The sequence below is a fragment of the Sulfitobacter sp. 1A12157 genome (assembly GCF_043557345.1).
Classification (GTDB): domain Bacteria; phylum Pseudomonadota; class Alphaproteobacteria; order Rhodobacterales; family Rhodobacteraceae; genus Sulfitobacter.
Window position 1 is genome coordinate 338,776 of the sequence record NZ_JBIFFV010000001.1, and the last position, 21,897, is coordinate 360,672.

At 62.3% G+C, this 21,897-nt stretch carries 24 protein-coding genes; 5 read left to right on the forward strand and 19 right to left on the reverse strand.

The genetic code is table 11. The features are described 5' to 3' along the window. Positions 1-5: 5 nt before the first annotated feature. The 5 genes from ACGYLC_RS01715 to pip form a co-directional block, all read right to left on the reverse strand. Positions 6-626 carry an RNA-binding protein gene (locus ACGYLC_RS01715; protein ID WP_394398180.1) on the reverse strand — a complete coding sequence of 207 codons (621 nt, stop codon included), beginning with the start codon at positions 624-626 and terminating at the stop codon, positions 6-8. Positions 627-646: 20 nt separating this feature from the next. Further along, complete coding sequence (gene nusA, locus ACGYLC_RS01720) at positions 647-2,275, reverse strand: transcription termination factor NusA (protein ID WP_394421304.1); 1,629 nt, start codon at positions 2,273-2,275, stop codon at positions 647-649. Beyond that, complete coding sequence (gene rimP / locus ACGYLC_RS01725) at positions 2,275-2,853, reverse strand: ribosome maturation factor RimP (RefSeq protein ID WP_067265355.1); 579 nt, start codon at positions 2,851-2,853, stop codon at positions 2,275-2,277. Before rimP ends, nusA begins: the two co-directional genes overlap by 1 nt. A 136-nt stretch (positions 2,854-2,989) precedes the next feature. Continuing rightward, entirely contained in the window at positions 2,990-3,853 is an 864-nt protein-coding gene (locus tag ACGYLC_RS01730; RefSeq protein ID WP_394421305.1) for an ABC transporter substrate-binding protein, read from the reverse strand. Then, entirely contained in the window at positions 3,850-4,821 is a 972-nt protein-coding gene (gene pip, locus ACGYLC_RS01735) for a prolyl aminopeptidase (RefSeq protein WP_394421306.1), read from the reverse strand. Before pip ends, ACGYLC_RS01730 begins: the two co-directional genes overlap by 4 nt. 48 nt (positions 4,822-4,869) lie before the next feature. Between pip and ubiG the strand changes: the two genes are divergently transcribed. Beyond that, a complete protein-coding gene (gene ubiG / locus ACGYLC_RS01740; protein ID WP_394421308.1) occupies positions 4,870-5,640 on the forward strand; it encodes a bifunctional 2-polyprenyl-6-hydroxyphenol methylase/3-demethylubiquinol 3-O-methyltransferase UbiG in 771 nt (256 codons plus the stop codon). Here the strand turns inward: ubiG and ACGYLC_RS01745 are convergent. The 4 genes from ACGYLC_RS01745 to ACGYLC_RS01760 are packed head-to-tail and all read right to left on the reverse strand — an operon-like array spanning position 5,615 to position 7,923. Further along, positions 5,615-6,055, reverse strand: a complete 441-nt coding sequence (locus ACGYLC_RS01745; RefSeq protein WP_067265366.1) for a MarR family winged helix-turn-helix transcriptional regulator — start codon at positions 6,053-6,055, stop codon at positions 5,615-5,617. The genes ubiG and ACGYLC_RS01745 overlap by 26 nt on opposite strands. An 11-nt stretch (positions 6,056-6,066) precedes the next feature. Further along, positions 6,067-6,897 carry a carbon-nitrogen hydrolase family protein gene (locus ACGYLC_RS01750; protein WP_394421310.1) on the reverse strand — a complete coding sequence of 277 codons (831 nt, stop codon included), beginning with the start codon at positions 6,895-6,897 and terminating at the stop codon, positions 6,067-6,069. Next, complete coding sequence (grxC, locus tag ACGYLC_RS01755; RefSeq protein ID WP_067265371.1) at positions 6,894-7,154, reverse strand: glutaredoxin 3; 261 nt, start codon at positions 7,152-7,154, stop codon at positions 6,894-6,896. Before grxC ends, ACGYLC_RS01750 begins: the two co-directional genes overlap by 4 nt. A gap of 37 nt (positions 7,155-7,191) precedes the next feature. After that, complete coding sequence (locus tag ACGYLC_RS01760; RefSeq protein WP_394421312.1) at positions 7,192-7,923, reverse strand: ComF family protein; 732 nt, start codon at positions 7,921-7,923, stop codon at positions 7,192-7,194. A 14-nt stretch (positions 7,924-7,937) separates the two neighbouring features. Between ACGYLC_RS01760 and ACGYLC_RS01765 the strand changes: the two genes are divergently transcribed. Together ACGYLC_RS01765 and hemH are read left to right on the forward strand one after the other, a co-directional pair. Next, positions 7,938-8,756: a methyltransferase domain-containing protein gene (locus ACGYLC_RS01765; RefSeq protein WP_394421313.1), complete on the forward strand. Its 819-nt coding sequence runs from the start codon at positions 7,938-7,940 to the stop codon at positions 8,754-8,756. 52 nt (positions 8,757-8,808) lie between these two features. Next, positions 8,809-9,882 carry a ferrochelatase gene (hemH, locus tag ACGYLC_RS01770; RefSeq protein WP_394421315.1) on the forward strand — a complete coding sequence of 358 codons (1,074 nt, stop codon included), beginning with the start codon at positions 8,809-8,811 and terminating at the stop codon, positions 9,880-9,882. Between the two features lie 103 nt (positions 9,883-9,985). Here the strand turns inward: hemH and ACGYLC_RS01775 are convergent, their stop codons facing one another. Together ACGYLC_RS01775 and ACGYLC_RS01780 are read right to left on the reverse strand one after the other, a co-directional pair. Next, positions 9,986-10,168: a hypothetical protein gene (locus tag ACGYLC_RS01775; protein ID WP_067261136.1), complete on the reverse strand. Its 183-nt coding sequence runs from the start codon at positions 10,166-10,168 to the stop codon at positions 9,986-9,988. Positions 10,169-10,309: 141 nt separating this feature from the next. After that, complete coding sequence (locus tag ACGYLC_RS01780; RefSeq protein ID WP_394398200.1) at positions 10,310-10,921, reverse strand: L,D-transpeptidase; 612 nt, start codon at positions 10,919-10,921, stop codon at positions 10,310-10,312. 168 nt (positions 10,922-11,089) lie between these two features. Between ACGYLC_RS01780 and ACGYLC_RS01785 the strand changes: the two genes are divergently transcribed. Continuing rightward, complete coding sequence (locus ACGYLC_RS01785) at positions 11,090-11,587, forward strand: CAP domain-containing protein (RefSeq protein WP_394421317.1); 498 nt, start codon at positions 11,090-11,092, stop codon at positions 11,585-11,587. Positions 11,588-11,649: 62 nt separating this feature from the next. Here ACGYLC_RS01785 and ACGYLC_RS01790 read toward each other — a convergent pair whose 3' ends face one another. The 7 genes from ACGYLC_RS01790 to ACGYLC_RS01820 form a co-directional block, all read right to left on the reverse strand. After that, positions 11,650-12,147, reverse strand: a complete 498-nt coding sequence (locus tag ACGYLC_RS01790) for a murein L,D-transpeptidase family protein (protein WP_394398204.1) — start codon at positions 12,145-12,147, stop codon at positions 11,650-11,652. Between the two features lie 112 nt (positions 12,148-12,259). Beyond that, on the reverse strand, positions 12,260-13,483 hold the full coding sequence (locus ACGYLC_RS01795; RefSeq protein WP_394421318.1) for a class I SAM-dependent RNA methyltransferase: 1,224 nt from the start codon (positions 13,481-13,483) through the stop codon (positions 12,260-12,262). Between the two features lie 37 nt (positions 13,484-13,520). Beyond that, on the reverse strand, positions 13,521-15,353 hold the full coding sequence (locus tag ACGYLC_RS01800; protein ID WP_394421320.1) for an ABC transporter ATP-binding protein: 1,833 nt from the start codon (positions 15,351-15,353) through the stop codon (positions 13,521-13,523). Beyond that, on the reverse strand, positions 15,350-17,188 hold the full coding sequence (locus tag ACGYLC_RS01805) for an ABC transporter ATP-binding protein (protein WP_394421322.1): 1,839 nt from the start codon (positions 17,186-17,188) through the stop codon (positions 15,350-15,352). Before ACGYLC_RS01805 ends, ACGYLC_RS01800 begins: the two co-directional genes overlap by 4 nt. A gap of 165 nt (positions 17,189-17,353) precedes the next feature. Continuing rightward, positions 17,354-18,514 (reverse strand): CCA tRNA nucleotidyltransferase, encoded by a 1,161-nt coding sequence (locus ACGYLC_RS01810; RefSeq protein WP_394421324.1) that lies wholly within the window; start codon positions 18,512-18,514, stop codon positions 17,354-17,356. Continuing rightward, positions 18,511-19,107: a CoA pyrophosphatase gene (locus ACGYLC_RS01815; protein ID WP_394421326.1), complete on the reverse strand. Its 597-nt coding sequence runs from the start codon at positions 19,105-19,107 to the stop codon at positions 18,511-18,513. Before ACGYLC_RS01815 ends, ACGYLC_RS01810 begins: the two co-directional genes overlap by 4 nt. 1 nt (position 19,108) lies before the next feature. Next, positions 19,109-20,083 (reverse strand): Hsp33 family molecular chaperone HslO, encoded by a 975-nt coding sequence (locus tag ACGYLC_RS01820; RefSeq protein WP_394421328.1) that lies wholly within the window; start codon positions 20,081-20,083, stop codon positions 19,109-19,111. Between the two features lie 76 nt (positions 20,084-20,159). Here ACGYLC_RS01820 and ACGYLC_RS01825 point away from each other — a divergent pair, with 76 nt between their 5' ends. Further along, positions 20,160-20,597 (forward strand): NUDIX domain-containing protein, encoded by a 438-nt coding sequence (locus tag ACGYLC_RS01825; protein WP_394421329.1) that lies wholly within the window; start codon positions 20,160-20,162, stop codon positions 20,595-20,597. Here the strand turns inward: ACGYLC_RS01825 and ACGYLC_RS01830 are convergent. Beyond that, positions 20,594-21,853, reverse strand: coding sequence for a PP2C family protein-serine/threonine phosphatase (locus ACGYLC_RS01830; RefSeq protein WP_394421331.1), 1,260 nt, complete (start codon positions 21,851-21,853; stop codon positions 20,594-20,596). The two genes, ACGYLC_RS01825 and ACGYLC_RS01830, sit on opposite strands and share 4 nt — an antisense overlap. Positions 21,854-21,897 lie beyond the last annotated feature (44 nt).

A 21,897-nucleotide genomic window follows, 5' to 3' on the forward strand; every position in this document is an offset into this window, starting at 1 on the left:
CTCGTCTATCCTTTCGGATGGCCGTTGCCACCCTCGTTTACGCGCACGCCTTTAAGTCTACCGGCTTCCTCTACAACACGTTGCGTGAGTCCACCAGAGGCGAGCGCCCCATGTATCACAGTTTGGCGACCGAATGCCAAACCCAATTCATCGGCTGTCAACCAACCGATGTAATGACCATAGTGTGGGGTGCTCAGCTTGGACTTACCGCGCCCTGACCCATCTACGGCCTGTATCAATACTTCGGCCTCTTCGGTTTGTAACCAACCCTTGACCTTTTCGTAACCGGCGACCGCCTTGCCCGCCTTGCGCTGGAGCGAGATCAACTCGACCACCCGGCGCGCCAACTGCTGCTCGACCTCGTCGACCAGCCCGTCGGGCAGGGTAACCGGCTGTTTCGCCGAGCGGGAAAAGGCCTTTTTCTTGATGGCCAATTCCAGCGCCGCACGATCCGCCGCGACATAGATGCCCCGGCCCGGCAGTTTACCCAGAATATCCGGGTACACCTGATTGTCCGGGCCGATCACGAAACGGATCAACCCGTGTTTCGGCTGCACCTCGCCCGTGGCGATGCACTTGCGTTCCGCACCGTCTGAGCGGTCTTTCGAGGCGCCACCGCGTCCCATGTGCAACCCCCGAGGCCCGATTAGGCCTCGGCCTCCTCGGCGGTTTCGCCGTCTGTTTCTACGTCGTCTTCTTCCGCGTCGCCCTCAAGCTCGGCCGGGTCGACCCAGCCCAGCATGACGCGCGCGGTCATGATCATGGCCTGCGCATCTTCAAGGCTAACATCAAAGGGCTCAAGCGCGCCGTCGTCTTTGACACGCTCGCCATTGACCGTGGTCCAGCCGCCAGCCAGTTCCCAATCGGCACAGGTGGCGAAATCTTCCAGCGTTTTGACATCGTCTTTGGCCAGCGCTTCTATCATTTGGGGGGTCAGCCCCTCAAATTCAACCAGACTGTCTTCGACACCCAGTGCGCGGGCGTTATCAAGCGCCGCCCTGTTCTGCGCTTCAAGCACGTCACGGGCGCGGGCCTGCAACTCACCCGCCGTGTCTTCGTCCACACCGTCGATGACCAACAGTTCGTCAACTTCGACATAGGCCACTTCTTCGAGGTTGGTGAAACCTTCGGAGACCAGAAGCTGGGCGAAGAATTCGTCGAGATCGAGGTTGTCCATGAACAGCTTGGTGCGCAGTTCGAACTCGGCCTGACGGCGCTGACTTTCCTGCTCTTCGGTCATGATGTCGATGTCGAGACCGGTCAACTGGCTGGCCAGACGCACGTTTTGACCACGACGACCAATGGCGAGCGACAGCTGCTCTTCGGGCACGACGACTTCGATCTTGCCGGCTTCTTCGTCCAGAACCACTTTCGACACTTCCGCGGGCTGAAGCGCGTTCACGAGGAAGGTGGGCTGGTCTTCGTTCCACGGAATGATGTCGATCTTCTCGCCCTGAAGCTCGTTCACCACGGCCTGCACGCGGCTGCCGCGCATACCGACGCAGGCACCCACGGGGTCGATGGAGCCGTCATGCGAGATCACGGCGATCTTGGCGCGCGAACCGGGGTCGCGGGCGACCGCTTTGATCTCGATGATGCCGTCATAGATCTCCGGCACCTCCATCTTGAACAACTCGGCCATGAATTCAGGCGCGGTGCGGCTGAGGAAAATCTGCGGGCCGCGCTGCTCGCGGCGCACGTCTTTGATATAGACGCGGATGCGGTCGTTCGGGCGATAGCTTTCGCGGCCGATCTTCTCGTTCCGGCGCAGGATCGCTTCGCCAGCGCCCACGTCGACGATGACGTTGCCATATTCCTCGCGCTTGACCAGACCGTTGATGATGGTGCCGGCGCGGTCTTTGAACTCTTCGTACTGGCGGTCACGCTCGGCTTCGCGGACCTTTTGCAAGATCACCTGCTTGGCCGACTGCGCCGCGATACGGCCCATTTCGACCGGGGGCACTTCCTCGACGAAAGTATCGCCAACCTTGGGATCGGCCATATACTGCTTGGCCTGCTCCACGGTGAACTCGGCCTGATAGTTCTCAAGCTCGTCATCCTCGACCACGGTGCGGACGCGGGTAAAGGTGGCCTTGCCGGTCTTGCGGTCGATGTCGACCCGGATGTCCATCTCGGCGCCATAGCGGGACTTGGCGGCGCGGGCGAGGGATTCCTCCATCGCTTCGACGACCAGACCGGGGTCGATCATCTTCTCGCGCGCCACCGCCTCGGCGGTTTGCAACAGCTCAAGCTGGTTTGCAGATGTAATGGCCATTAGGTGTCTCCCTCAGCAGACTCTTCAGTCTCGATATCATCAAAATCGGTTTCGTCGATCGCACCAGACGCTTTGCGCTGGCGGAGCATTTCCTTGATCAGGTCGTCGGTCAGAACCAGTTTGGCATCGCTGAGCCAGTCGAATTGCAACCCGATGGTGCCTTCTTCGACATTGATCAGCACTTCGCCGCCCTCGACGCCAGCCAACTCACCCTTAAAGCGGCGGCGGCCGTCGATCAGCTCGGTCGTCTCGATCTTGGCCTCATAGCCTTCGAAAGCGTCAAAATCCTTAAGCCGCGTCAACGGGCGGTCGATGCCAGGACTGGAGACCTCAAGCGAATATTCGTCCAAGATCGGGTCTTCGACATCCAGCACGGCGCCGATGGCCTGCGAGATCTTGGCGCATTCATCCACCTCGATCCCGCCCTCGGGCCGGTCGGCCATGACTTGCAGGGTGGTGGACTTGCCCGACATCAGGCGCACGCGCACCAGTTCAAAGCCCATGTCCTCGATCACCGGGGTGATGATCTCGGCCAGGCGGCGGTCGATGGCGGCTTTGGCGATCAGGTCATTCGACATGAGACATCCATTTTCACTGGGCACAAAAAAACGGGCGCGCGGCCCGTTCACGAATTCGGTGGAGCCTTCGGTTTGGACCCGGAAGCGCCGCTGTTGAAGGGGATATAGGCCGAATGCGGCGAAACTGCAACCCCTCTCAGCCGAACCACCACCGCTCGGGCGCGCGCAGGTTGTCCATAGGCGCTTGCCGTCCGGGGTTCGGGGGCTGACGCAGATCGCCCGACAATGCGCTGACCCCGCCTGCGCTGTCGGCCTGAAGGGTCACATCCCCCCGGTCGCGGTAACGGGGCCGCGCGGGTAAATCCGCTGCATCAACAAGCCCTTCGCTCAGCGCCTGCGCCCGCACTTCTCGGGCGGGGATCGAGACCAGTTCGACCGTATCGAACCACCCGGCGGTGCCGTCCTTGTAATGCGTCTCTACCCGTTCGGCCAAAACCTGACGTCCGGCGGAAAAGCGCCGCAGACGGTAAAGCCCGGTGCCGATCCCGGCCTCGGGCGCATGGGCGGGGCGGATCACATAGCGCGATTGCGCCAGCAGCAGCGGCAGGTCGGGATTCGCCGCCGCCAATGTGACCTGCACGCGCAGATCGTCCTGAACCGTGACCTCGGCACCCGCTAGCGGACCGCGCAGGCTGGCCACTACATCGCGGGCGGTCAGGGGGTGACCATCGTGAAAACGCACATCGGGGCGCAGATCGAACTGCCACTGCCGCGCGCCATCGCTGGCCTGCCAAGCCACCGCCAACTCGCCCTTGAGGATGCCATTGCCGGTAACCTCGGTCAGCGTGTCAAAGATCATGCCCTGACGCGCGACCTGCATGAAGAGCCCGTGACCATCGACCCAAGTATCCTCTCGCGTGGCGCCCGACAGCGCCAGCCGCAAACGACCGCCGCGCCGGGGTGGCTCCCCTGCGCTCGCACCTGTCGCGGCCAGCAGGGCCGCCGCCGCACCGCTGGTGAAAAGCGCGCGGCGATCCAGCAGAGAGTTGCGCCCGCTCATCGCTGCCCGATCCTATCCATCGTGCGCACCAATTCGGCACTGATCCCCGGCTCCGACAGGGCGTGGCCCGCATCCCGGATCATCCGCAGGTCGGCATTGGGCCAGCGTTCGGCCAGCGCATAGGCGCCCGAAGGGGGGCAGATCATGTCATAGCGCCCCTGCACGATGACCCCCGGGATATGCGCGATCCGCCCCATATGTTCGAGGATCTGACCGTCGAATTCTAAAAAGCCATTGTTGGTGAAATAATGATTTTCCAACCGCGAAAAGGCCCGTGCATAGGCGGATGGACCGCCATGGGACACGCCATCGGAATGCACCGAGGCAAGCGCGTTCTCCCAAGCGGCCCAGGCGCGGCCATAGTCCTGCTCGACCCGCAAATCGCCCGAGAACAGCCGCCGGTGATAGGCCGCGATCAGATCGTGCCGCTCATCTTCGGGGATGAGGTTCACGAAACGTGCCCAAAGCTCTGGCCAGAACCGTCCGGCCCCACCACCGTAGAACCAATCAAGCTCGGCCTGCGTCATCAAAAAGACGCCGCGCAGGATCAGATGGCGCACCGCTTCGGGGTGCGCTTGGGCATAGATCAGCGACAGCGTCGCGCCCCAAGAGCCGCCGAAAACCATCCATTTGTCGATGCCGAGAGTGGTGCGAATCAGCTCGATATCCGCGACCAAATGCCATGTCGTGTTGTCCGTGACCGAGGCGTGCGGGGTGGAGCGCCCGCAGCCGCGCTGATCGAACAGCACCACGCGGTAAACCTTAGGGTCGAAATACCGCCGCATCGCCGGGCTGCAACCGCCGCCGGGGCCGCCGTGCAGCACCACGACGGGAATGCCCTCGGGGTTGCCGCATTGCTCGACATAGACCTGATGCCCCTGCCCTACGGACAACATCCGCTGGTCGAAAGGCTCAACCGGCGGATAAAGATGCGGCGCGCCGCGTTTTTGGTCGGGATACTTGTCCATTGCCGCCCTATATAGTCATTGAACCCAAAAGAGCACAGGGAGATCAGAATGCAAGCGGATCAATCAACCATCGACCCCGCCGAGATCGCCAAATTCGAAGCCATGGCCGCCGAATGGTGGGATCTGAACGGCAAGTTCAAACCGCTGCACATGCTGAACCCCTGCCGGTTGGACTATATCACCAGCCAGATCGCGGGGGAGTTCGACCGCGATCTGACGGCCCCCACCCCCTTCGCGGGGCTGCGCATTCTCGACATCGGCTGCGGCGGCGGGTTGCTGTCCGAACCGATGGCGCGGCTTGGGGCCGATGTGGTGGGCGCGGATGCGGCGGCGGGCAACATCCCCGTGGCGCAGATCCACGCGCAGCAATCGGGGCTGGAGATCGACTACCGCCACACCACCGCCGAAACCATGGCCGATGCCGGTGAGAAATTCGACGTGGTGCTGAACATGGAGGTGGTCGAACATGTCGCATCTCCCATCGACTACCTGATCGCCTGCCGCCGCCTGCTGAAACCCGGCGGGCTGCACATCTGTTCGACCCTGAACCGCAACCCGAAGTCCTTTATGATGGCGATTGTCGGGGCCGAGCATGTGATGCGCTGGCTGCCAAAGGGCACCCATGACTGGAACAAGTTCATCACCCCGGACGAGCTTTACGATCTTTTGAGCCGCGCCGGGCTGGAGCCGGTGGACCGCAAGGGTTTCGTCTTTAACCCCGTCGCATGGTCGTGGCGCCTGTCGGATCGGGATTTGAGCGTGAACTACGTTACAGCCAGCCTTAATCCGGGCCTCAACCCTGGCTCAACTGGCGTCTGAGCGCGCGCAGGATCGGGAGCGTGGCGCGGACCTGTTCTTCGCCAAGCTCCCCCACCACGTTCGAGATCATCGGCGTGATCGCATTCACCGCCGCATCCCGTGCCTGCCGCCCGGCGGGGCTGATCGCGACCATCTTGCGCCGCGCGTCGTCCCAATCGGGGCGGATATGGACGTAACCGGCCCACTCCAGTTTGCTCAGCGTATTGGTCATCGCCCCGCGAGTGACATTGAATGTCTCGGCCAATTGCGCGGGCGAGCGTTCGCCGCCGTGCCACGACAAGCTGTTCAGCACCGAGAAATGCGAAATCTCCATGCCCCGCGGCAGCACCCGTGTCAGGCGGCTGCGCACCGATTGGTCGGCGGCCAGCAATTCTCCGAACAACATGATCGCAAGGGTATTTTTATCGTCGGTCATTTTCGGTCCGGTCAGGGCGCGGCAAAGAGGCGGCGGTTGGCAAGGCTGGGCACTTTGGCGCGGGCCTTGTCACATTCTTCCATGTCCATGTCACAAAAGTAAACGCCGGGGGCCGTTCCGGCATCCAACACCACCTCCCCCCAAGGGGCCACGACCAGCGAATGGCCATAGGTGTCGCGGGTCTTATGCGCGGTGCTGGCATGGGTGCCCGTCTGGGCCGGGGCCAGCACATAGCAGCCATTCTCAATCGCCCGCGCCCGCAGCAGGCTGTGCCAATGCGCAGCCCCGGTGACCGAAGAGAAGGCCGCAGGCATGGTCAGGATACGCGCGCCCGCCTCGGCCAAGGCTTGATAGAGCGCCGGGAAGCGCATGTCATAGCAGATCGACATGCCTATCTTGCCAAAAGGCGTCTCGGCCAGCACGGCCTTGTCGCCGGGGCGATAGCCCGCGGACTCGCGGTAGCTTTCGGTCTCGTTGATATCCACGTCGAACATGTGGATTTTGTCGTAACGCGCGACGATCTCCCCCTGCGGGGAAATCAGGAAACACCGATTGGCAAAGCGCCCGTCGCCCCCGCGCGTTTTCAGACCGAGCGAGCCGATCAGCAGCCAGATGCCCGCCTTCGCCGCCTCTTCGCGCAGGGCTGCGAGGGTGGCATCGTCTTCCTCATAGGCCAGCACCGACTGTTGGTGAGACCGACTGGTGCTGACGCAATTCGTCACCTCGGGGGTCAAGACAAACTCGGCCCCGCCCGCCACGGCCGCGTGCAGCAGGGCGCGGGTCTCGACCAGGTTGGCGGCGGGGTCGTCCGAGACGTTGAGTTGCAGCAGCGCGATTTTCATCTGTCGCTCAGCAATGCGTCCAGCTTGCCGGCACGGTCCAGCGCATAAAGCTCATCGCAGCCACCGACATGCACATCGCCGATGAAAATCTGCGGCACGGTGCGGGCACCGCCGGCGCGCTGGATCATCTCTTTCTTACGCTCTGGTTCCGACAGCACATCGACTTCGTCAAAGGCCGCGCCCTTCTGGGTCAGCAGGCGTTTGGCGGAATGGCAAAAACCGCAGAGCGGCGACGTGTAGATTTCGACAGGTTGCATAGGATCACCCTTTGAACAGTTAACGTTGCCCAGTGATCTAGGTCTCTTTGGCCACGCGCGCCAGTGCCAGCACGAAAACCGGGCCGGACCCGGCAGCCAGACAGGCCTGCGTGCAGGCGGTCAATGTGGCGCCGGAGGTAAAGACATCGTCCACCAAGATCACCGGTCGCGTAATGATACGGTGCCGCCGCCGCGGATGCACGCGGATCGCCTGCTCCAAGACGCGATACCGGGCTGCACGGCCCAAACCCTCCAACGAGGGCGTATGCCGGACCCGCTGCAACAGATCGGGACACCAGCGGAGCCCGGTTTCCGCCGAGAGCGCCTTGGCCAGCAGAGCCGATTGATTGTACCGCCGTTTCAGCAAGCGGAGCCAATGCAGCGGCACCGGCGCGATCAACGCCTCTTGCGGCAAGATGCCCTGCGCCGCTTGCGCCATCCAGCGCGCGGCAGGGCGGGCGATCTCTTGCCGGTCGCTATGTTTCAGCGCCAGAACCAGCCTGCGCCCCATATCGCGGTAGATGAGCGCCGTGCGCCCCTGCGCCCATGGGCGCGGCATGGCGAGACAGGCATCACAATGGGGTGAACCCACATCGCCGCCACCCGGCAGGGGCAGCCCGCAGGCATCGCAGACCGTCCCCCCGATAAAGGCCGTATCCCGCCAGCAAGCGCCGCAGAGCTCGAAATCCGCATCGACAAGCCCCCCGCATCCCAGACAGCGCGGCGGATAGATAAGCGACACTGCTGTTTGAAGTCCCCGTGGCGGCATTCTATGTGTTCCCCATGACAGCACAGCCCACCCTGACCGACCCCAAGGCCCTCGCCCAGCACCGCGCCCGCGCGACGGCGCGGGGCATGTTCCTGCAACAGGCAGCCGCCGCTGAGGTTCAGGATCGGCTCAGTTTGGTTAAGAAAACGTTTACCGCACCGGCCATCGTGACCGGCTTCCCCCAAGTCTGGGCAGAGGCCTTCCCGAAGGCCAAGATCGTCGCCGAGGCCGAGGTGCTCGCGCTGGAACCGCAGGCGCATGATCTGGTGATCCACGCCATGGGGCTGCATTGGGCGAATGACCCCATTGGCCAGTTGATCCAATGCCGCCGCGCGCTGCGCCCTGACGGGCTGTTGCAGGCCGTGGCGCTTGGCGGGCAAACCCTGCATGAGTTGCGCGCCTGCCTTGGGCAGGCCGAAGCCGAAGTGACCGGCGGCCTGTCGCCCCGTATCGCCCCGATGGGCGAACTGCGCGATCTGGGCGCGCTGCTGCAACGCGCAGGGCTGGCCCTGCCCGTGGCCGATAGCCAACCGCTGTCCGTGGAATATGAAGACGCATGGGCCCTGATGCGCGACCTGCGCGAGATGGGAGAGACCAACGCCCTGCAAGCCCGGCTGCGCCGCCCCACCGGCCGCGCCGTGCTGACCCGCGCGGCCGAGCTTTACGCCACGCATTTCACCGCCGCCTCGGGCCGGATCACGGCGACCTTCGACATGATCTTTCTTGCCGGTTGGGCGCCGGACGAAAGCCAACAGAAACCGTTGCGCCCCGGATCGGCGCAGCAACGGCTGGCAGATGCGCTGAATAGTCGCGAGGAACCCCTCCCCGATTGACCCAATCGGCAAAGCGGCTATCTCTGCGCGGATCATATGCGAGGAAACCCCCATGCAGGCAGCCCAGCCCCAATCCGCCCAAGCCGACCCCACCCGGCCCGAACACGGCCCCAGCGATCATCCCAAAGTCCCGCGTCCCAAGGTTGGTGTTCTGCTCGCCAACCTTGGCACGCCGGACGGCTATGACTATTGGTCGATGCGCCGTTACCTGAGCGAGTTCCTTTCGGACCGCCGGGTGATCGACTACAGCCCGTGGAAATGGCAACCGCTGTTGCAGACGGTGATCCTCACCAAACGCCCTTTCGCAAGCGGCGCGGCCTATAAATCCATCTGGAACGAGGCCGAGAACGAAAGCCCGCTGGCCACAATCACCAAATCGCAAACCGCCAAGATCAAGGCGGCGATCGAAGCGCGCTACGGGGCCGATGTGATGGTCGATTACGCCATGCGCTATGGCAACCCTTCGACCCGTTCCAAGGTCGAGGCGATGGTCGCCGCCGGATGCCAGAAGATATTGTTTTTCCCGCTTTATCCGCAATATGCCGGGGCCACCACGGCGACGGCGAATGACGCTTTCTTTGCCGCTCTGGCGAAGGAGAAATGGCAACCCGCCTCGCGCACCGTGGCCCCCTATTTCGACCGGCCCGACTATATCGAAGCGCTGGCGCAATCGGTCGAACGGGCCTATGCCGCGAAGGACAAGAAGCCCGATCTGCTGGTCTGCTCCTACCACGGTCTGCCGCAGCGCTATCTGATTGAAGGCGACCCCTACCATTGCCAATGTCAGAAGACGACGCGCCTGCTGAAAGAACGGCTAGGCTGGGACGGCAGCGAGATCATCACGACCTTCCAATCGCAGTTCGGCCCGGAGGAATGGCTGCAACCCTATACCGTCGAAGAAGTCGCGCGTCAGGCCAAGGCGGGCAAGAAAAGCATCGCCGTCTGCGCGCCTGCCTTCTCAGCCGATTGCATCGAAACGCTGGAAGAGATCAACGAAGAGATCAAGGAAAGCTTTGAAGAAGCAGGCGGCGAGGATTTTACCTATATTCCCTGCCTGAACGACGATGCGGCGCATATCGAAACGCTGACCACGATCATCAGTGAAAATCTGGCCGGCTGGGTCTAATCCCGCTTTGGGGTCGCGCCGGCGGCCCCTTTTCAGAACCTTGCGCAGAATACAAAAAAGGCGGTGCATTGCACCGCCTTTTCCGTTTGATCGTCAGTTCCGATTAGTCGGAAGCAACAGCTGCGGCAACCAGAGCCAGCAGGATCAGGGGAACCAGGATGCCCGAGGACGAACCTGTTGTTTCTTCCACGATGACCGGTGCTTCGACGATCGGCTCGGCCAGCGAACCAGCAAAAGCAGTCGATGCAGCAGCGGACAGAGCAGCGGCGAGAACGAGTTTCTTCATAACATAACCTCCAGAATAGGCGTGCTGTATCATATACATACACGCACCCAAGACTTACCTCGTAATCCTGTTCTAAACAGTATCGGCAAAAGTTTGCAAACCCGGAATCAGCTATTGCATCAAGGAATCAGGGGGATGTCGTCAAATTAGCAACACCTGTGTGCCGACCTTTGTCAGGGCAAAAAGTTCGGCGATATGTTCGTTGTAGAGCCCGATGCAACCATTGGAAGACTTACGTCCAATTTTTCTTGTGTCGTGGGTTCCGTGGATACGATAGTAGGTCCAGCTGAGGTACAGCGCATGGGTGCCCAGAGGGTTGTCCGGGCCGGGGCCGACATAGGGCGGCCATTCGGGATTGCGCTTGAGCATGGAGGGCGTCGGACGCCAGCTTGGCCCCTCGACCTTTTTGATAACACGGGTCCGGCCACGGCGTGTGAGGTCTTCGGTCAGCGGCACCGAGGAGGGGTAAAGTTTGTAAACGCTCTGATCCTCGGACCAGTAGTGCACCGCCCGGCTGTCGATATCGACCAGCACCGCGCCATTGCGCGTGTTGCTGAAATAGGGGCGCCAATCCAGCATCCGGAAGCTCGAGACATTGCGCTTGACCGCTTCGGTCAGATCACGCTCCGTCTCGGTCGTGGCGGTGGAGTTGAAAGATGAGGTGCTTTGCGCCAGCGCGGGTGCGGCGAGCATCGCGGCGCTGCCAGCGAGGAAGCCACGGCGGCTCTTGATCGAAAAACGGGGAGCGGACATGGAGCGTCTCCAAAACTGTAATTATGCTAATTAATGCCACTTATATGGCTCGAAAGACGCAGTTTCAATTGAAACCGGGGCCGCACGGCAGAGTCATGCCTATGTGCGTTTGAACTGCAACGCGCCCCGATGTAAGGCAGAAAAAACTTCATTGCGTGGAGCGCTCATATGATCCGTATCCTGTCCATTCTGCTGGCGCTGACGGTTGCGCTGGCTGCCTGTACCCCCGCCAGTACGACCGGCGGCAAAGCCGGCGGTTCCTACCGCATCAGCCGCTCCGACGCGGGTACGATCCAGTTCCGCATGCTCGATTCCGTCAACGCGCTGCGCAGCTCTGCCGGGGTGACGCCGCTGGCGCTGGATGCCAAGCTGAACGCCGCTGCCGCGACCCATTCGCGCGACATGTCGGTGCAAAACCGCCCTTGGCATTTCGGCTCCGACGGATCCTCGCCCATCGATCGTATCCAGCGTGTGGGCTATACCGGCGGTTTGGTCGGTGAGGTGATCTCGGAAACCTATGAGACCGAGCTTGAGACCCTCGCGGCTTGGATGGAACAACCTGACACGCGCCGCATTCTGATGGCCCCCGATGGCCGCCAGATGGGCTTTTCCTGGTATCAGGAAAACGGTGGCAAGATCTGGTGGACGCTGGTCGTCGGCAACTGATCTCTGCCTGATTAACCGACCGATCCGGCCCCTGCGGGGGCCGGTGTCGTTTTGAACGATGCTTAGGGCGTGATCAGGATCGGCGTGCCGTCGCGCACCATCGCGTAGACATCTTCGATTTCCTTGTTGGTGACCGCGATACAGCCCCAAGTCCAGTCGTGCTTTTCCTTCTTCCGCGGGTCTTTCTGCCCGTGGATAAAGATATCGCCACCGGGGCTTTTGCCCATGGCGCGGGCATTCTCGATATCGCGGGCGTTCGGGTAGTCGATCCCGACGGAAAGATGGAAACGGCTGTTCGGGTTGCGCCGGTCGATTCGGTATAGCCCTTCGGGCGTGCGCCCATCCCCCTCAAAGGCTTTGTGACCCACCGGAGCAAAGCCCAGCCTGATCGGGTAATCCTCTAGCACACGGTTATGGTGCAACAGCATCATGCGGCGTTGGCTTTTATTCACAACCACATAGGTCACTTCGGGACCGTTGTAGCGTTTGAATTTGCTGCTGCTGCACGCGCCAAGCGCCACCATAGCGGTGCCGCCAAGTATCATTGTCCTGCGTTTCATCACTGTGCCCTCAACGCCCTGGCCATTCCGGCCCTTTTTATTCGCGTTACCATAGAGAGGGATTAATTTCACTCAAAAAGCTGTGAGCCACAGTGCCAAATCGGCCCGTGGCTCAGCTTTCAGGTAGGGTCAGACAGGCGGCGAGTTCCACATGGGACGACCAGCGGAATTGGTCCACCACCTGCACCCACTCCAACCGATAGCCCGCCGCGACCATGTTCTGCACATCGCGGGCAAAGCTCACCGGATTGCAGGAGACATAGGCCACGCGCGGCACCGCGGCGCGGATGATCTCGGCCACCTGCGCCTCCGCCCCCGCGCGCGGCGGGTCGAGCACAACGGCGTCGATCTTGGCCAGTTCATCCGGCAAAAGCGGGCGGCGAAACAGGTCGCGCGCCTCGGCGGTGAGGGGTTTTGCCCCCTTGGCCCGACGCCAGCCCCCTTCCAGCGCGGCGATCATCTCGGCATCGCCCTCCACCGCATGCACCCGCGCCTGCTGCGCCAGGGGCAAGGCAAAGGTGCCACAACCTGCGAAAAGATCGGCCACGACCTCGGCCTCGCCCAGGGCATCCTTGACCGCATCGAGCAAGGCCGCTTCGCCATGGCGGGTCGCCTGCAAGAAAGCGCCCGGCGGCGGCGTGACCGGCGCCCCGCCAAAGCGCTGCGCCGGTGGCGCGCGCATCGCGATCACCTCGCCATCCCATGTCAAACGGGCCAGCGCCAGCGCCTCACATGCCTGTGCCAATTGCTGCCGCAGCGGCCCGTCCAGCGGTTTGCCGTTGGCGACAGAGACGTCGAGCCCCTCTTCCGACAGGGTCACGGTGACGGCCAATTCGGCCTTTCGGCTGGTGCCGATCAGCGCGAGTTCCTCGGCCACCTTCAGCCCCGGGAGCAAGGCAGGATCGACCAACTGACAGCCCGGCACCTCGATCAATACGTCAGAGGCGCGGCCATGAAAGCCCGCCATGGCACCCTTTTTCGTCCGCCGTGCGGCAAATGTCGCCCGACGGCGCGATTGCGCGGGGGAGGTTTGGATGGGGCGAAATTCTGTCTCTAACCCATGAGCCGAAAGCGCATTGCGCACCACATCGACCTTCCACGCCGCCACGAAATCATCCGCGGCATGTTGCAGCTGGCAGCCGCCGCAGGATTTGAAATGGCGACAGGGCGGCGCGACCCGCTGGTCGGAGGGGGTGACGATCCGCACATCGCGAAGCTGCTGCCCATCGACAACGCCGGTGACGGTTTCCCCCGGCAGGGTCATCGGGGCAAAGATCGGACCTTCGGCGATGCCATCGCCGTGGTGGCCGAGACGCAAGATTTCATGTTCTGTCATAGCCTGCCCATAGCGCGGCAAAGGCGACTGGGAAAGCCTATTCCGCCGCCTTCACATCCAGAAACCCGCCCGACTGCCGTTGCCAATAGCGCGCATAAAGCCCGTCTTGGGCAAGCAAATCGGCATGGCTGCCGATCTCGGCAATGCGGCCCGCGTCCAGCACCATGATCCGGTCCATCTCGGTCAGGGTGGACAGACGGTGGGCGATGGCCAGCACGGTTTTGCCCTCCATCACACGGTCTAGGGTCTGCTGAATCGCGGCCTCCACCTCGCTATCCAGCGCACTTGTCGCTTCGTCCAGCACCAGTATCGGCGCGTCTTTCAGGATCGCCCGGGCCAGGGCGATGCGCTGGCGCTGGCCGCCGGAGAGCTTCACCCCCCGCTCGCCCAGATGCGCGTCATAGCCGCGGCGACCTTTATGATCTTCGAGTTGCTGAATGAACTCATGCGCCTCGGCGCGTTCGGCGGCGGCAATGACCTCGGCCTCTGTCGCGTCGGGGCGACCGTACAGGATGTTGTCCCGCGCGGAGCGGTTGAACATCGCCGTCTCCTGCGTGACCATGCCGATATTGCGGCGCAGGCTCTCTTGGGTGACCGTTGTGGTATCTACCCCGTCGATCAATATCTTGCCCTGCTCCGGTTCATAGAGCCGCAAAAGCAGCGCCACGAGGGTCGATTTCCCCGCCCCCGAAGCGCCGACGATGCCCAGTTTTTCACCCGGTTGGATGGTCAGCGAAATGCGGTCGATCCCCCCAGTCTGGCGACCATAGGCAAAGCCCAGATCGCGTAATTCGATTTGCCCGGCCTCGACCACCAATTCCTGCGCATCAGGCTCATCATCGAGGCGCACGCGCGGCGTCAGCGTGCGCATGCCGTCTTCGACCTCCCCGATATTGGAATAGATCGCCATCAGCGTGAAAGAGACCCAGCCGGTCATCTGCGCGATGCGGATCGCGATGGCGCCGGAGGCGACGATATCGCCCTCGCTCGCCAATCCGCGCTGCCACAGCAGGATCGTCCCGCCCAAAAGCAGAACCGGCAAAAGCCCCGCAAGGCTCATCAGCGCCAGACGGAACCCGGCGGCGAGATAGCCAAACTCCAACGCCCGGGCGCGAAAGCTCTGCATCGCGGAAAGTGCGGCGCGGTCTTCGTGATCGGCATGGGCAAAGAGTTTCACCGTCTTGATGTTGGTGATCGTATCGACCACCTGCCCCGACACCATCGCCCGCGCCCCGGCCCGGCCTGCGGCTCGCTTGCGCACGCGCGGCAAGAACCAGTTGATCAGTGCCAGATACATCACCAACCAGACGGAAAATCCAACCGCCACGCGCCAGTCGATCGCCAAAAGCAGCGCCACCGACCCCACGAGAGAGGCGAGCGCAAAGGCCACCACGTTGATCACCTCGGCGGCCACATCCGTCACCGCCCGCGCCGCCTGCATCTGCTTTTGCGCGATGCGCCCGGCGAAATCTTCGTCAAAGAAATTTACGTTCTGCCCCAATGTCCAACGGTGCAGCCGCGACAGCACCAGCGGGTTCACATTGGGCTGCACCATGATCGCGTTGGAGGCCGAAGAAAGGCCAAACAGCACGGGACGCGCCACAAGGAAAAAGGCGATCGCGCCCAAGACCAGAACCAGACTGCTGCCTTCAAAAAACCGCTCCGGCCCCGCGCTGACCGTGGCATCGATCACCTTGCCCAAAATCCACGCCGTGCCCGCCTCCATGGCGCCCGCGGCGGCCGACAGGAATGCCGCGAGCCAGAGCACCGGCCAAGCGCCCGCAAGGCACCAGCGGATGAAGGCCCAAAGGGTTTGCGGTGGCGGCCCCTCGGCGGGGCGAAACGGATTGATCCAGTTCGAAATGCTCACGTCTTGTCATCCAATGCGAGAAAACCGCCCGACTGACGGTGCCAGAAAGCTGCATATAGGCCAGCTTTCTGCAAAAGCGCGTCATGGCTGCCTTCTTCGACGATACGGCCTTGATCCAGAACCAGAATTCGGTCCATTTCGGCAATCGTCGACAGCCTGTGCGCGATGGCGATGACCGTCTTGCCCGCCATCATGCCATAGAGCGTTTCTTGAATGACGGCCTCCACCTCACTGTCGAGCGCGCTTGTCGCCTCGTCCAGCAACAAGATCGGCGCGTCCTTGAGGATCACCCGTGCCAGCGTGATCCGCTGCCGCTGCCCGCCGGACAGCTTCACGCCCCGCTCGCCCACCCGCGCGTCATAGCCCGCGCGCCCCTCTGGGTCGGTCAGATCGAGGATGAACTCATGTGCCTGCGCCTGTTTCGCCGCCGCAATCATCTCGGCCTCGGTTGCGTCGGGGCGGCCATAGAGGATATTCTCCCGCACCGAGCGATGCAGCAGCGAGGAATCCTGCTGCACCACGCCGATATGGCGTCGCAGACTGTCTTGCCGGACCTGCGCGATGTCCTGCCCGTCGATCCGGATTTCACCCGTTTCGGCGTCGTAGAACCGCAGTATCAGCTTCACGAGGGTCGATTTCCCCGCGCCCGAGCGGCCCACAAGGCCGATCCTCTCGCCCGGCTGCACGGTGATATTGATGCCCTGAACCCCGCCACTGTCGCGCCCGTAGTGATGGCTGAGCCCGGCCATTTCGATCCGCCCTTCGGTCAGCTTCAGCGGCGGCGCGTCGCGGCGGTCAGTGAGCGCGAGGGGCTGGGCAATGGTCTCCATCCCTTCGGCGACGACACCCAATTCGCGGAAAAAGCTCGACAGCGCCCACATGATCCAACCGGTCATGGAGTTCAGCCGCAAAGCCAGTGCGGCGGCAGCGGCGACGACACCAACACTTGCCTCGGCCCCCATCCACAGCACCAAGGCCCAGCCGACCACGCCCACGATCAACATGCCGTTGAGGAGGGTCAGAACCACATCCATGATGGTGAAAATACGCATCTCACCTTGAAACGTGCGCCGTGCCTCTTCAATCGCCTCGCCCGCGAAATCCACCTCTAGATCATGATGCGCGAACATCTTGACCGAATGGATATTGGTATAGGCATCCACCACGCGCCCCGTCACCTGCGAGCGCGCGTCCGACGCCGCTTTAGAGGCGGGACCAACCCGTTTGATCGTCCAAGCCACCAAGCCGCCATAGAGAATGAACCACCCCAAAAGCGGCACTAACAAACGGATATCCGAGGTGGAGAGCAGGATCGCCGCGCCGATCATATAGGCCAACGAGTAAGAAATCGCATCGAAGACCTGAAAGACCACCTCCCCCGCTGCCGGTGGCGTTTGCATGATCCGGTTGGCAATACGCCCGGCGAAGTCGTTCTCGAACCAGCCCACGGATTGCCGCAAGACATGACGATGCGCCCGCCAACGGATCAACGTCCCGAAGTTCGGCAAGATGGCATTGTTCAGTAGCATCACATCGACCGCCTGCACCATGGGCCGCAGCAACAACACGGCCAACGCTACGAGGATCAGCTCGGTCCCACGGTCCGCCCACATCTGCGCGGGATCGCTGCCCAGCAGATCGACGATGCGGCCCATGTAGTAGATCAGACCAACCTCGATCGCGGCGACGAGGATCGCCATCACGCTGGCGAGGGCGAACACCTTTTTGAACGGCTGCGCATAGTCCCGCAGAAAGGGCCAGAGCCCCTGGGGCGGGACGTCTTTTTCGCGATAGGTGACATAGGGATCGACGAGATTTTCGAAAAAGCGAAACATGGGGAGACCTTGAAAAATAGATGTCAAAATGTTCGGCGCTGCCCAATAGCAAAGCCGCAAAGGGGCAACGGTTATGCCAGCTTAGCTGAACCAGATCCCGCGGTACATTTCGCCCATCTCCCTCGTAATGCGCTTTGGATAGACGAATTTCCCCGCAATGTCGACCTAGCTGCGGCGTGCCAATAGGTCCGCTCTGCTCAGCGTAAAACCTGAGTTGACCCAAAGCTGTTCGAGCCGGGCAAGCTCTTGGCCCAAAGCCGGGCCTTTGAACGCCGGCATCAGGTCTTTGGCCATTACCGGGAAACGGGCCGCAGCGGCGGCTTTTATTGTCTCTAACACGGCGGTCTCGGGCATGTCCTCCGCCATACAGCCCCGCAGCAAAGCCGCCCCGATGGCCACCTCCGCCCCGTGGCGATAGGCAAGCTCAGGCAGTGGTGGCCCTGCAAATCCCTGCTCTTGCAGCAGGATGAGATGTTTGGCCTCTGCTTTGCTGAGCCTCAGACGGTCGGTTAAACCCTCCCCGCCCAGCGCCGCCAGACGCACCAGCCAATCGGGATCAAGGCCAAGACCCTGTTCGAAATGGACAAGCATGGAAATCCAACGGTCATTACTCCCCGGCAAAAGCACGGGCAAAGCACCGGTTTGCCGCATCAGAGCCAGTGCGGGGGCAGGATCAGGCGCGCGCAGAAGTTTCTTGAACTCCTGCCCCACACGTTCTGCCGATAGCGTCTCTAGCCCATCCAAATTCGACGCGATGGCATTCAGCGCCTCCGGCTCTGGCCCCACTTCAGGGTCGCCATACCACGCCATGAAGCGGAAATAGCGCAGAGTGCGCAGGTAATCTTCGCGGATACGCTGACCTGCGTCCTCGATGAAACGCAACCGGCGCGCGCGCAGGTCGGGTAGCCCGCCCAAAGGGTCGATCACACAGCCCTCCGGCGTGGCATAGAGCGCGTTCATCGTGAAATCGCGGCGGCGGGCATCATCGGCAATATCGGAGGAAAAGGCGACGACAGCCCGGCGGCCATCGGTCTCTACATCGCGGCGAAAAGTGGTGATCTCAAAGGGTTTGCCGCCCGAGACCAGCGTCACCGTGCCATGGTCTATCCCTGTCGGCACGGCCTTCACCCCGGCAGCCTCGGCCAGCGCCATTACCGTTTCAGGCGTCGCCTCGGTAGAGAGGTCAACGTCGCTATCCGGCAAGCCAAGCAGCGCATCGCGCACACAGCCGCCGACGAAATAGATAGGATACCCCCCATCCTGCAGCACGCGGCAAACCCGCTGTGCGTCTTCGTCATATAGCCAGCGCGTGCCGGTGGGAATCATTTGTTCATGCGTGTCGCCCATGCCCGCAACATACGCGCGGTCGCACCCCAGATGTAATAGGGGCCGTAGGGAACGGCGTAATAATACCGTCGCTGGCCGCGCCAACGCCGGGAATGCACAAGGTAGTTGCTGGGGTCGAGCACATGGTCGAGCGGCACGCGAAACACCTCTTCGACCTCACCGGGCTCAGGCTCCACGGTAAAATCGCGCGTCACATAGCCGATCACGGGCGTCACGCTGAAGCCGGTGACCGTCTCATGAGCCGGGAGCACGCCCAAGACATCGACGATATCGGACGGCAGGCCAATCTCTTCGCGGGCTTCGCGCAGGGCGGCGGCGATGACATCCGCATCCCCGCCGTCTTGCTTGCCTCCGGGAAAGGCGATCTGACCGGGGTGATGCTTCAGCGCCGAAGAGCGTTTGGTCAGGATCAGTTCAAGCCGCGCACCGGTATCCACCACCGGGGCGAGCACACCCGCAGGGCGCAGGGCGCGCCCCTCGGGGAGGGTGACCTCTGGGTTCAGATCGAAATCAGAGGATTCCACCCCGGTCTGGGCAAGCGCCTCGCGAAAGGACTGGAACCGGTCGCTCACATTAGGCCTTGGCGTCGAAACCGACCGTGGCCGGATCAAGGTCGTAATGCGCGCCGCAGAACTGGCAATCGGCGGTGACCCGCCCTTCGTCCGTAGTCATCTTTTCGATATCTCGGGCCGAGTAGATCGACAGGCTTTGCCGCACGCGGTCTTCGGAACAGGTGCAGCCGAAACGCACCGGCTGGGGGTCATAGACCCGCGGTTGTTCCTCGTGAAACAATCGTAGCAGCAGATCGGTCGGCGGAACGCTGGGGCCGATCAGCTCCAAATCCTCAACGGTGCCGAGCAGGATGTTCACACGGTTCCAATCCTCGGCCTCATCGCCCTCGACCAAATCATCGGCCTTGAGGATGTCACCGCTCCCCTCACCCGACGCCGCCAAGGGCGAGGCTTTGGGCATATGCTGCAACATGATGCCACCGGCGCGCCAATGCTCCGGCTCATCCGGGCCGGACGATTTACCAAAGCTCAGGGAAAAGCGGGTCGGCAACTGTTCGGATTGGGCGAAATAGGCTTCGGCACAGGCGGCCAGAGACCCACCCGCCAGCGGCGTGATGCCCTGATAGGGGGTCATGCCTTGGCCTTGGTCGATCATGATCGCAAAATAGCCTTCGCCAACCTGGTCGAACGGGGCGTCATCGGTCAGCCGATCCGCGTCATAGCTGGCATAGGCACGGATGCGTGCCGGTTCGCCTTCCTTATCGGGGCCGTAGTAATCGGTCGCGATCATCCGAACGGCACCTTTGGACTGCACCTGCAGCGACAGTTTCCAACGCAGCTTGATCGTCTGGCCGATCAATGCGGTCAGCAACGCCATCTCGGCCACCAGCGCTTCGACCTGCGGCGGGTAGTCGTGCTGTTTCAGAATGCCTTCCAACACGCCATCAAGCCGCGCCACGCGGCCGCGCATGTCGACATCATCAAGCTGAAAGGGCAGAACGGTATCGTCCCACGCGATTTTAGTTCCTTGGGTCATCGGGTTTCCTTATCGGGGGCCGCTTGGCATACCGCGTCTATATAGGCGCAGCAACCCATGGAAAAAGGGGCAGCACATGATCCGACGCACAGGTGAGACACCACAGCCCGGCCAAAGCTACACGCCGCGCCCCGGCGTCTATGCCATTCTGCCGCTGCAACGCCGCTTTCTGATGACGCTGGAAATGGCGGAGGAAGCCGAGGTGCAACTCCCCGGCGGCGGTATCGAAGCGGGGGAATCCCCGCTGCAAGCGCTGCACCGCGAGGTGCTGGAGGAAACCGGCTGGCGCATCGCCCGCCCGCGCCGGTTGGGCGCTTTCCGCCGCTTTACCTATATGAAGGATTACGACCTCTGGGCGCAGAAGATCTGCCACGTTTATCTCGCCCACCCCGTGCGCCAAATCGCCGCCCCGACAGAGCCGCATCACGCTACGCTGGTGCTATCGGCCAGCGAAGCGCTGGCAACCCTCGCCAATGAAGGCGATCGTCTGTTCCTGCAACGCCACCTGCGCTAACCCTCGCCGTGATACTCAAGCAATATCCCCGAGACATCATCGGGGAAACCGCGGCTACCAGCGAATTCCGAAAGCTTCCAAACCAGCGCACTCAGCAGCGCCGGGCCGCTGAAGCGGCGCAATTCGCCCAACATGCGGGCCAACCCTTCTTCGCCCAACATCTCCCCACCCGGATCGGGGCATTCCGTCACCCCATCGGATAGGATCAACAAACGATCGCCGGGCGCCATCTGAAGTTTATAGTCTTCGAACCCGACCCCAGAGAGCAGCCCCACCGGAAAGCCCCCGGTGCCCGACTGTTCGACCCGCCCATCCGAGCGCAGCAATGCCGGGTGCGGATGCCCCGCCTGCGCCACGGTGACCTCTCCGGTCTTGAGGTCGGCAATCGCCAGCATCAGCGTGAAATAATGTTCCGTCTCCATTTCGTGAAGGACAAGATCGTTCAGTTCCGCGATCACCTCGCCCGGTGGACGCGCCGCGATGCCCCCCCCGGGCAAAAGCGTGAGCGCAAGGTTCTGATCCGGTGTGGCCGCCGACAGATACCCCGCCAGCCGCGCCGTCATCAGGGCCGAACTGATTCCATGTCCAGACACATCTAAGCCAAACAACCCCACGACCCCCGGTCGTACAGGGAAATAGCCCACCAAATCCCCGCCAACATGCCCGGCAGAGCGCAGCATCATCGACAGGTTCCCCCCCTCCATGGCGCGATAACGCTCGCGGAGCAGCGATTGCTGGAATTTCTTCGCCTCAACCAAATCCTTGTCGATCCGCGCATGCACTTGTCGCAGAACATCCAAAGTCTCGGTAATCAGTTGGTTTTTCTGCGTCAGCTCACGCTGCATGGCCAGAAAACGCGCGCTCGCCAATATACGCGCGTGTAATTCCGGCAGGCCTGCGGACCGCATCAAAACATCGTCGACCCCCGCATCAAGGGCGCGGTCCACAACCTCCTCCACCTGTCTGTCGACCAACAGAATGAGATAACTGCCTCGCCCTTGCGGGGCCCCCCGAAAAGCCCGGCAAAAATCCAGCCCCGCTATCGCGCCACTGCAAAGCACGATGTCAGGCCACCGCCGCGCAGAAAGGGCCAAAGCGTCGGCTTCCGAGGTGGCCGAAACCACCTCATATCCCCATCCCTTCAACGCGGTCGAAAGACAGGCCCGCCGGGCCTCCTCCCCCTCGACCACCAAAACCAAAGACGCCACAGCAGGCGCCGCCACCGCTTCGGACAGGCTGGGGATATCCAATTTCATGCGACACGATCCTAACAGACCTTGCCGAGTTAAACCGCCGAGCC